The organism is Campylobacter coli LMG 9860 (genome assembly GCF_000254135.1).
GTDB classification, from domain to species: Bacteria; Campylobacterota; Campylobacteria; order Campylobacterales; family Campylobacteraceae; genus Campylobacter_D; species Campylobacter_D coli.
Genome location: NZ_AINS01000050.1, coordinates 1 through 11,553 on the forward strand (window position 1 = coordinate 1; position 11,553 = coordinate 11,553).

The following is an 11,553-nucleotide window of genomic DNA, read 5'->3' on the forward strand; positions in this document are numbered from 1 at the left end:
GTCAGAGGTTCGAATCCTCTTGAGCGCACCATTACTTCTTATATCAATTTATCTCACTTAACAAATAAAAGCCAATAAATCAAAACTTTGTAAGAATGGTAATTAATATCTTTTGATCAATTCAAAAATATGTGCAAAAAATTTCTTCTAAGAATTTACATATATTTTATATGCTTATAAAAAGATGAAAGATTATCAACGATAAACAATTAAAAATTAAGCTGTATTTAAAAAATTTTCATTCTCTTTTATACTTTTCTACATCACTTTGCAAGTCTAAATAAATGATTTTATCTTTTCTTGTATTATAAATATAATCTTTAAGTAGCTTTTATTGCTTTAAAATCCTTACTTTTATATATAGCAATTTGCAAAAACTAAAACTCTTTAAACATTAGCAAAGATTACTTGAAAATTTAAAAAGGATAAATATAAAACAAAGATCAACAAAAAACAATTTAAGTTTAAAAGTATAAAATAAAGCCTAATAATATCATAATCACAAGGCTTTATTTTTTTGTGTTTTACTAAAACTTAGCTCCTACTTCAAGTTTGGTGCTAAAGTCTATATTATCTTTAATATCACTTGAAAGCATTAATCTTGTAAAGAAAGATTGATTATGAGTAAAATCAATTTCTCCTTGTAGATATAAAGAATCTTGATTGCTTAGTTTGCTTTTGGTATAGAATTTATTTAAACTTGCATCTTTAAAGCTGGCATTGTTTTTTAAAGAGTCTAAGAAATAATGATTCCATCCACCCAAGAAATAAAAATTCACAATAGCTTTGTCACTCATACCTTTTTCATAATTTACATTAAATCCCATAAAAGAATTTAAAGCATGGAAATTTTTAGAATCAATATTTAAAGCTGTAGAGTTCTGATTTTCTTCATTGATAGCGAAGTGATGTAAGAAGCTGTGTTCTATATAAGCTAAAGGTCCATAGCTTACCCCATAGTGATTAAAGCTTTTACCTATACCTACCATTTCACTAATAAGATAAGAATTAAACTTAGAATTATAATTTGCACTAAAAGCTCCTATGTTTACATTTCTATTAAGCTTGGTGTGCTCATAACCCATTCTAAAACTTCCTAAAAGATAAAAATCTTCTAAATCATATTTAGAAAAAATGCCTGCATATGCCCCTGTGGTTTTTGTATTAGCTAAGGTATCATCTATATCTATATTATTAGTATTTAACACCAAATTAAATCCTAAATTGAAACTATCAAATCCCTTAATAGCTTTAGCCTTTACTCCACCTCCATAGCCTTTATAAGCATCAAAATCTCCATTAGCTCTTGAGCTTTGATAAGTTCCAAATGGGGTTACGAAGCTTTGCCATTCATTGGCATATCCTTTTCTTACATCGCTTAGGGCTTCTTTATTGAGCTCCTCTTGGAAATCTAAAGAAATTTTAGCACTGTCTAAATAAGCTTTAGCATTAAGCTCGTTTAAACCCTGAGCTATGATTTGTGCATCTGTAGCAAAGTCCAATTCTTTAAAAAGCAAAGCAATATCTTCATATTTTCCATTCTGAGCTAAAGAATTTAAAGCATAAGCTAAAGAAATATCGCTTGAATTTTTAATATAAGGAGTATAATCACGAACAACTCCTAATTCTTTTGTATTTGCATCATAGATAAAATTTAAAGTAGGAGAAAAATCAAGACTATTATCATAAACAATAGAATTAAAAGCACCTTGAATTTGATTTGCGCTAATTAAATCAGGATCTAACACTACTTTATCTTTATAAAAGTCTTTTAACATGTAAAAATTAAAAGCTCCTGCTAAATTAGCATTACCTCCTACATATACTAGACTTTGTCCATTAGCATTAATACCTGCAGTTAGGATAGCATTTGAATCCTGAGTGAAATTGTTTTTAATATATAATAAAGAAGGGTTGATGCCATCTGCACCGAGTAGGCTAAAATGGGCTTTATTGTTTAAATCATAAACAAAAGCACTACCTTGTAGATTAAGATTCTCATTAACATTCATTTTAAAATTATCATAACCTAATACATTAGCTTTAACACTCCAAGTATTATCTAAAGCATTGAAAGCAGCTCTTGATAAGCTAGAGTCAGAACCAAAATTAAGATCTGTATAAAAGCTATCTTTGTATTGATTTGCTAATTTTTCATTATTAGGATCCCAATTAGAAATAATATCTCCTTCTACCTTAGCCCATTGTGCTATGTTGATAGTATTTACATAAGCATTATCAGCTATATAAATGGAAGCTAAAGAACCTATAGTAGAGCTAGCAGCATTAAGATTTAAGCTTTTAACCAAGGCTCCATCTAGGTTATACTCCGCAAGATCGTCTTGATTATTACCAGACATTTGATGTATATAAGAGCCACGGTATTCTTCAGCATTGCCTAGAGTGTTATCCCCAAAATCTATATTGATGGCTATACCCTCTTTACCTGTAGCTTTTAATTCTCCATTATGTTCAATAACATGATCTTTTCCATAAGCGATTAATAAAGCATTAGAATAATCCCCTAAGGTATGAACCTTAGTATCATTGGCTATAATCAATTGGTTATTCGATCCATCTATACGAATACCACTTGCAGCTACGCCACTTGATAAAATATCATGGCTTTGAGTGGCTATATTATTTTTACCATAGATATGCAAACCCACTCCGTATTCTGTAGGATTGTATTCTCCTATAAGCCATTTGCCATCTTTTCTAGCATAATAACCATAATCGCTTTGCCAGTTTAAAAGATTGCTTTCGTAAATAGAATCTCCATAATAAAGTTTTCTATCAAAATTATAACCTATATCCTGAAGCAAGGCTAATTCTGCTTCCATATAGAAGTTATAATTATGCCAACTTTGATGACTCATTAAAGAATTATCAAGCTCAATATGAGACATATCTAATATAATCCCTTCCCAAGCATTGATAGGAATACCATTAACCCCATCATAACCCAGTTTAGCATTTTTAATAACTTCTGCGACATTTTCTCCTTTAAAATAAACATTGCCCGAAGCATTGCTAAAACTGCCATTAATATAAACACCATCGTCCTTAACTAAGAAAACCGTCTCTCCTTTTAACTTAGCTTCTTCTACCTCTGCTTGGGTTTTAACTATTCTCATTCCTATTTGAGCTTTTACTCCATTAAGATCATATAAATGATCACTAAAACTGTTTAAAAAACCGTTAAAACATTGTCCCAAATTTCCTCCACAACTACCAGCTAAAGATAACACGCCTAAAGCATGAAAAAGCTCATGGGTGAAGGTAGAAAAAGTATCAAACTGATTCCCATTTTTAGGTAGGGTAGTAGGATGAGAAGCTATATACCAATCAAGCTTTCCCATATTAATATGCCCTAAGTATTCTACACTTGCTTTAGTAAAAAAATCTTCTGATACACCTATAAGTTCTTGTCTAATAGTATCTATACTTTCTCCTTGCAATACCCTATTAAATATAGGATTAGAAAAGAAATCATAAGATAATGCATTGGCATTTGGAATATCAAAGGTACTTACACTGATAGGAATGGGGGAAGAATTGATTGCACTAGCTCCTATAATATTAGCCCAAAATTGAGTCGCACGAATGATTTCATTTCTTTGGATCTCATTTAAAGTATAGGAAGAGGCAACAGTTTCACCAAAAAAACCGTATTTTCTCCTTTATTGTAAAAATCAAGTTTAAAAATAGGTTTATCTTCATTATAAATAATAGTAGTATCATAAGCATTGGCTAAATTTGTACTTAAGATTAAAGCCAGAAGCATTTTATAAAAACGCATACTTACTCCTTGATAGGCATATTTTTGTCCGCGTAATTATTAGATGTGATAATAAAATTTTGCTTTAACTTATCCACCATCAACACCTTTGTGTCCTACGCTTGTAAAGCTACCCACCTCTCTTTCATCTCCAAATAATCCATAGCTTTCTACACTATAATTTATCATGGTATGTAAAACAACAAGATATTTTCTGCTTGCATCTTGCAACCAATCTCAAATATCATCACCCAAACTCTCGTCCTTTAGCGCCTTTAAAATATGCTTTCTCCCTGTAATATCTCTTCTCTTATCTCTTTATCAAAATATAAACTCCACCATAATTGCTTGTAATTTCTTTAAAAACACATACGCTTAAAAAATTTAAATCTGGTTTTATTTCTCTTCTTTGATTTTTCTTTTTACTAAACCCATCTGCTCATAGGCATCGATTTCTTTTTTGTAAGAAGCAGAAATTTTTTTAAGCTCTTGATTTAAAAAACTTACAGTTTGAGGGCTAGCTTTTGGGTTAGCAGCTAAAGCGGATACAAATTCTAATTTATTTTTTGTTTTTTCATCTAATTCTTTAGAAGTTTTAGAGCCTAGCTTATGTGTTTGAACAAAGAGCTTTACCAACTCCTTTAAATCACGATCGCTATATTTTAAATCACTCGCCGCTGCTATCATCTTATTTAAATCATTATCAAATTTGCGGGCTTTAGCTGTATTCTCAGTATTTTTTTGTTTTTTATTTTTCTTTTTATTATCACTGAGAATCAAATAAGCTATCAAACTCAAAAAGAGGAGCAAAGCTCCAGAGGTGCAAATAATCACCCAAAAAATATGGCTCATTAAAGTTTGCCTACAAACTCACGCTTTCTTCTTGCAAGTAATGCTAAAACAATCATAATCACAACTCCCCAATAAACATAACTAGGAATTTGAGCAGCTTCTCCTGCAGCATAAGAGTGCAAACCTACTAAGAAATAATTTACTCCAAAATAAGTCATAATAACAACCCAATAAGCAAACATACTCCATAATGCAAAGGTAAATTGATTAGAATATTTTGGAATCATTCTAATATGCAAAATAGCCGCATAAACCAAAATACTTACCAAAGCCCAAGTTTCTTTTGGATCCCAACTCCAATATCTACCCCAACTCTCATTGGCCCAAATTGCACCTAAGAAATTTCCAACAGTAAGCAAACAAAGTCCAAAAATCATTGACATTTCATTAATTCGAGTTGCTTCTGTGATATTTCTTAAAATACTTTGATTGTATTGATTGTTTTCTTTTAAAAAACACATTAACAATAAAGTAAAAATTCCAAGCAAAGAACAAAGTCCTAAAAATCCATAGCTAGCAGTAATAACTGACACATGGATACTAAGCCAATACGAATTAAGCACTGGCATAAGATTTGTAATTTGTGGATTCATCTCACTTAAGTGAGCCACAGCTAAAACAATACCCGCAAGTATAGAAGTCAAAGATAAAGCAATCGGACTTTTTCTAGAAAAGAAAATTCCTGAAAGAGATAAAGCCCAAGCTATATAAACCATACTCTCATATCCATTACTCCAAGGAGCATGATCTGCTAAGTAAGCACGCAATCCAAGTCCTACAGTATGGACTATAAAGGCTAAAATATTTAAAATATAAATGACTTTAAATATAAGAGAAATTTTAAGTTTTGGCGCAACCATTTTAATCAAAAGAACAATCAACAATAAAAATCCCGCGATTAAATATACAGGAGCAAGTTTGACAAAAATTTCAGCTTTATTTGAAAAAATTTCCATCTCTACTTTTGTTTTATTAGGCATAACCTCATGCCCTATTTTCTCTTGATATTGTTTGATAAAACCTAAAGCTTCATTAGCTCTTGTCCAATTTCCATCATGAAAAGCTGAGTCCACAGAAGAAAAATAATTTTTTATAAGTGTAAAAACAAACTGACCCTCTTCATCCTTAAGTGTTGTAATAGCAGAAAAAGGAGCCAACCATGCATTATTGTCATGATTTTGTATAGGAATAAATTTAAAAAGTTCTCCACTAAAAACCAAATTTACAACATTTGCTCTTTCATCTAAATAAATGATTTCTTTATCAAATACCCCTCTAGCATTTGGGTTTTTGCGGTTAGCATTTTCCACATATTTTTGAAGTTTGTAACGATTATTAGCATCAAAGAAATCCTTATATTTGACATATTTTAATTCTGGAGAAATTTCTAAAATTTCAGCGATAGCCTCATGAACATTTTTATTGCTTGGCATTAAAATAAAGGCTTCATTTTGCCATAAATCTACATTGATAAGCATTGAAAGCATTATAGCGCTTGCTTCTTGTCCTTTATAGTCTGCACTCTTATGAATTTTTTCCAAAATTTCTCTAGCTAAAGTATCAAAAGGTATCATTCTACCATCTACAGATTTTTGCACGATAAGGGCTTTAAGCTCTTTAACATGTGCTTTATCCACTATAGGTATATTTTGCTCTAAGCTTATATTTAAATCTTGAGCAAGCATTTTATCTGCTCCAAATAAAGCTACAAATAAAGCCAAAACACTAGCAGTATGCTTCAGAGCGTCTTTGTTGATAAGTCTTGCTAGAGTTCTAAATCTTGAATGTGGGTTTAAGAAATTTAAAAACATACCTAAACAAAGCAAGAAATAACCTATATATGTAGGAATTTTACCCGGGTCTTTATTGACTGATAATATCGTCCCTTTTTCATCCTGATCGTAAGAACTTTGATAAAATCTATAACCCTTATAATCTAACACATTATTCATGAAAATCCTATAATCGAAATTATCTTCATTATTTTTAACCGTAATTTCACTTGCATAAGAAGCAGGAGACATAGATCCAGGATAACGGTCTATAACAAAATCTCTTAAATAAATTTCAAAAGGCAATTGCTCATATGCAAGCGCCCAAGAAATAAAGAATTTTTGCCCAGCAAGTTCTACTACGGTAGGTTTATTGTATTCAAATACATAAAATTCTTTACTTTCATTCTTATAATCTAATTGAAGTTTTAGCGCATGTGCTCCTTTTAATTCCAAAGCTTGATAATCCTTACTCATAGCAAAATCTTTAAAATTCGTAAGCCATGAAGCTTTCCAGTTTTGTGGCTCCCCAAAGCTTGATATCATTATAGTTCTTGCAAATTCTAACCAAGCTGATTTAAACCATAGCCAAAAGCTTTCATCTTGCGGCCTGTTAACACCTTGAATTTCTTGAGCTCCATGCAAAGAAGCAAATTTCACTACAAAATTTAAATTATCCAAACTATATAATCTAAGATCTTTAGCATCTGCCTTTTCGCCAATTTTAAGAGTTGAATTCTCGCCTTTTTTCATGTTAAAAACGCTTAAATTTTCACTTGAGCTTAATTTTAAATTTTTATCTATTTTGATATAAGGTTTAGCCACATCATCATTCATAAAGGCAAAATTAATTCCGTTGATATTTTGTACCTCTCCTGATCTAAATTCCAAATTCGCACCTTGGGAATTTTTTTCAGAAATAGTCAAAACAAGCAAGGGTGAAGAAACATTATCTTCTTTATAAGTATAATCTGCATCTAAAATTAAATTTTCATATTTTAAAACAGCTTTTTCATCTCCCATATTTAAATTTAATTTAAAAGAATTTGCAAAAGGTAAATTTCCTATGTAACGATCATTTACGGAAGTATAACGCTCGCCATCTTTAATAGTAGAAATTCTTAAAGAGGTTTTAGAGCTTTCAACTAAAGCATTTTGAGTGTGCTCTCGAATCGCTAATAAACCTTCAAAACCACCATAACGAGTTATAGCAGAGCCAAGCAAGATAAAAAGAAAAGAAAAATGAAAAATCATCAAAGGCATTTTTTTTAGAGCAAACATCTTATAACGAAACATTCCAAATAATAAATTTATGCCTAACAAAAGCTGTATATACTCAAACCAAAAACTATCATATACCATTGCCCATGCAGTAGGTGTACCATAAGCACTCTCTATAAAGGTTGCCAAACCACAAGATAAAGCAAAAAGCAAAAATAAAACTATAGAAATTCTTAAATCACCCACACTTTTAATAATATTTTTCATATCCTAACCTCTGTATCATAATCCTAAATATTTTTTTCTAATATTGTCATCGCCTATGAGTTTTTTAGCCTCACCTTGCATTGCAATAAGTCCATTTTCTAAAACATAAGCATAATCACTTATCTTTAACGCAGAGTAAGCATTTTGCTCCACTAAAAGTATAGTAATGCCCTCTTCCTTTAAACGCACTATGATATCAAAAACCTCTCCAACTATCTTAGGAGCAAGTCCAAGCGAGGGCTCATCAAGCATTAAAAGCTTAGGTTCGATCATCAAAGCTCTTGAAATAGCAAGCATTTGAGCTTCCCCTCCACTTAAATTTCCTGCCATAGCATGTTTTTTGCTCGCAAGTCTTGGAAATAACTTATACATTTGCTCTCTTAAGTGCTCATAGTTTTCACTATTATTATAAGCACCTATTTTTAAATTTTCTTCGACACTAAGATTGATAAAAACGCGCCTTCCTTCAGGCACTAAAGCTATACCTTTTTGCACCAAAGTATGAGTTAGATGCCTTTTTGTATCATAACCTAAAAAATTTATTTCTCCAGTTCGTTTTACTGCATTTAAAAGCGCATTGAGAGTAGAAGTCTTTCCTGCTCCATTAGAGCCAATAAGAGAAACTATATGACCTGTTTCTACTTTAAAATCTATACCCTTAACTGCTTCAATCAAGCCATAATAAACATGCAAATTTTTAACTACTAGCATCAAAATCTCCCAAATAAGCAGCAATTACCTCTTTATGATTTACAGCATCACTTATTTTTCCTTCAAAAATAGTCTTACCATAATCAAGCACCAAAACTTTATCACAAAGCCTATTAACAAATTTCATATCGTGCTCTATAAGCAAAACGCTGATCTTATAGTCTTTTCTAAGCTTTAAAATAAGCTCTGCTAATTCATCGCTTTCGCTAGAATTCATACCTGCAGCAGGTTCATCAAGTAAAAGAAGTTTTGGGTTTGTAGCCATAGCTCTTGCAATTTCAACTTTTCTTTGCTGACCATAACTTAAACTCGTAGCTTTCTCATCTGCAAATTCACTAATACCGAGTTCTTCTAAAAGCTTATAAGCTTTATTTTTAAATTCTTGCTCAACCCTATGGAAACGACCTAAATGCAAAAAAGCTTCCAAAACGCTATATTTCATTTGTTTATCAAAACCTATCATAACATTTTCAAGCACACTCATACTTGAAAATAATCTAATGTTTTGAAAGGTTCTTGCTATGCCTAAATGCACAATTTTATGAGGCTTTAAATCGTTAATTTTCTTATTTTGAAAAAATACTTCTCCGCTTGTTGGTTTATAATTGCCTGTAATAATATTAAAAAGTGTTGTTTTGCCCGCACCATTAGGACCAATTAGAGCAAAAATTTCACCCTCTTTAATATGAAAAGAAGTTTCATTAATAGCTCTCACTTCCCCAAATTTTTTAGTAATATTCTTAAGCTCCAAAATCATTATTTAAGTCCTTTTTTAGAAGGTCTTTTAAAGAAGGAATTAAGCTCTCTATCGCCAAAAATTCCGCGTCGTGCAAAAAGCATAACTAAAATAAGAATTAAAGAAAAAACCACCATTCTAAGTCCTGGCATAGAACCCATATCGATACCTAGAAAATCGATTTTAATCTGCATTTCATCTAAAAATCTTAACCACTCTCTTCCACCTATGATCAAAATAGCTCCCAAAATAGCTCCCGTAGTAGAACCTAAGCCGCCTAAAACTATAATTATAAGCAACATAAAAGTAAATTCAAAACCAAATTGCTCTGGAGAAACAGAGGCAAGAAGACAAACCAAAAGTCCTCCACCTACGCCCTCTAAAAAAGCAGAAGTTCCAAAAGCAAGAGTTTTAGTCCAAAAAGTATTTACTCCCATAGCGCTTGCAGCGTCTTCATCATCCCTAATTGCTTGCATTGCCCTGCCAAATTTAGAATAAACCAAATTTAAAATCAAAATAACAGATATAATCGCCACTCCACCTGTCCAATAAAGATTTGAAAGCAAAGGAATACCATTTAAGCCCATAGATCCATTTGTCCAACTTGGAAAATTAATCGCTAATTTTTGGATAATAATACCAAAACCTAAAGTTACAATAGCTAGATAATCCCCTCTTACACGAAAAACAGCAAAAGCAAGGATTAAAGATAAAACACAAGCACTAAAGCCAGCGACTAAAAGTGCTAAGATGAAAGAATTTGTATGCAAAGCTAAAATGATAGGATTTGGGTCTTCTAAACTGAATAAATCTAATTTTTGTTCCGAGCTTAAAAGCACTAGAGCCGCAGCATAAGCACCTACTGCTATAAAACCATTTGGCTCTAAAGAAAACTGACCTGTGACACCATTGATTAAATTATAACTTACTGCTAAAGTAATATAAATAGCAATTTGATTTAATATACCAATACCATAGCCATCAAAAAATTGTGGAGCAAGCATAATAAAAGCAATAGCTAAAACAATATAAACTAAAGCTGAAATTTTAATTTTTACCATTTTTAAAACCTACTCTTTTCAAAATTTATGCCCAAAATTCCCGTTGGTCTAAAAAGTAAGATAAACACAAGAAAAATAAAAGCAAAAGCATCCTTAAAACCCGAAAGCTCTGGAAAGAAAGCCACGGCCATAACTTCAGTCAATCCTATGATGAGTCCTCCTAGAACCGCTCCTACTACAGAGCCAATCCCTCCTAAAACTGCTGCTGCAAAGGCCTTAAGTCCAACTAAAGTCCCCATAGTAGGATAAGCAGAATAGTAATTACTCGACCAAAAAATCCCTGCTAGAGCAGCTAAAGCAGATCCTAAAGCAAAAACAATGGCAATAATTCTATTTGCATTAATTCCCATTAAATTTACAGTTTGTATATCAAAAGCCAAAGCACGAATGGCTATGCCGTATTTACTTTTATAAAGGATAAAAAGGACTCCAAGCATTACTACTAGAGTTACTAAAGGTACAAGCAACGAACCTAAAGTTGTACTAACACCGCCTATGCTAACCAAAGTTTCAAATATTGGCGGTGCTGGAAATTGCTGTTCGGTTGAAGTAAAAATCACATTAAAAAGATTTTGTAAAAAAAAGCTAATACCGATTGCAGTTATCAATAATGAAATTCTAGGAGCTTTTCTTAAAGGCTTATAGGCAATTTTATCTATCAATATTCCCACAATAGAAGAAAAGATCATAGAAGCCACAAGTGCAGCTGCAAAAATAACAACAAGATATTTTCCAAGCTCATCGCTACCAAAAAAAGTTTGATTTAAATGATTGATAATTGGAGAAAAAAAATTTATCAACAAAAGGGCTATATAAGCACCCACCATCATAATATCACCGTGTGCAAAATTGATCAGCCTTAATACACCATATACCATGGTATAGCCCACGGCAATAAGTGCGTACATACTGCCTAGACTAAGACCATTAACAAGTTGTTGTAAAAATAAAGTAGAGTCCATATTTTTCCTAAGGATTTATAGTATCTTTATAAGTTTGTTTTTGATTTTTAATTTCTTTCACTACCACAGAACGAGTTGCATTTCCGCTTTTATCGATACTAATAACCCCAGAAACTCCTTCATAATTGTTTGTTTGGTGAATTTTTTCATTAATACACTCACTTGTAAGTGTATTTTGGCAAGCATTCAT

The 11,553-nt window shown here is 31.7% G+C and carries 9 protein-coding genes and 1 pseudogene; all 10 read right to left on the reverse strand.

What is annotated here, in order from left to right; translation table 11 throughout:
- Positions 1-527 precede the first annotated feature (527 nt).
- On the reverse strand, positions 528-3,218 hold the full coding sequence (locus CCO88_RS07175) for an autotransporter outer membrane beta-barrel domain-containing protein (protein WP_025443306.1): 2,691 nt from the start codon (positions 3,216-3,218) through the stop codon (positions 528-530).
- Positions 3,219-3,631: 413 nt separating this feature from the next.
- A complete protein-coding gene (locus CCO88_RS10670) occupies positions 3,632-3,802 on the reverse strand; it encodes a hypothetical protein (protein WP_002782155.1) in 171 nt (56 codons plus the stop codon).
- Positions 3,803-3,871: 69 nt separating this feature from the next.
- Positions 3,872-4,012 (reverse strand): hypothetical protein, encoded by a 141-nt coding sequence (locus CCO88_RS10675; protein WP_002779018.1) that lies wholly within the window; start codon positions 4,010-4,012, stop codon positions 3,872-3,874.
- Between the two features lie 165 nt (positions 4,013-4,177).
- Positions 4,178-4,633: a hypothetical protein gene (locus CCO88_RS07180; RefSeq protein ID WP_002783298.1), complete on the reverse strand. Its 456-nt coding sequence runs from the start codon at positions 4,631-4,633 to the stop codon at positions 4,178-4,180.
- Positions 4,633-7,893 (reverse strand): c-type cytochrome biogenesis protein CcsB, encoded by a 3,261-nt coding sequence (ccsB, locus tag CCO88_RS07185; protein WP_002813682.1) that lies wholly within the window; start codon positions 7,891-7,893, stop codon positions 4,633-4,635. Before ccsB ends, CCO88_RS07180 begins: the two co-directional genes overlap by 1 nt.
- A gap of 15 nt (positions 7,894-7,908) precedes the next feature.
- On the reverse strand, positions 7,909-8,604 hold the full coding sequence (locus CCO88_RS07190; protein ID WP_002839928.1) for an ABC transporter ATP-binding protein: 696 nt from the start codon (positions 8,602-8,604) through the stop codon (positions 7,909-7,911).
- The gene (locus CCO88_RS07195; RefSeq protein ID WP_002779026.1) at positions 8,591-9,361 is read right to left on the reverse strand and encodes an ABC transporter ATP-binding protein; all 771 of its coding nucleotides are present in this window, start codon (positions 9,359-9,361) and stop codon (positions 8,591-8,593) included. Before CCO88_RS07195 ends, CCO88_RS07190 begins: the two co-directional genes overlap by 14 nt.
- Positions 9,361-10,401: a branched-chain amino acid ABC transporter permease gene (locus tag CCO88_RS07200; RefSeq protein ID WP_002782148.1), complete on the reverse strand. Its 1,041-nt coding sequence runs from the start codon at positions 10,399-10,401 to the stop codon at positions 9,361-9,363. The genes CCO88_RS07195 and CCO88_RS07200 overlap by 1 nt, the downstream gene beginning before the upstream one ends.
- A 2-nt stretch (positions 10,402-10,403) precedes the next feature.
- Positions 10,404-11,363 (reverse strand): branched-chain amino acid ABC transporter permease, encoded by a 960-nt coding sequence (locus CCO88_RS07205; protein WP_002779036.1) that lies wholly within the window; start codon positions 11,361-11,363, stop codon positions 10,404-10,406.
- Between the two features lie 7 nt (positions 11,364-11,370).
- Positions 11,371-11,553 (reverse strand): annotated as a pseudogene (locus tag CCO88_RS07210) (ABC transporter substrate-binding protein); the annotation flags it as partial.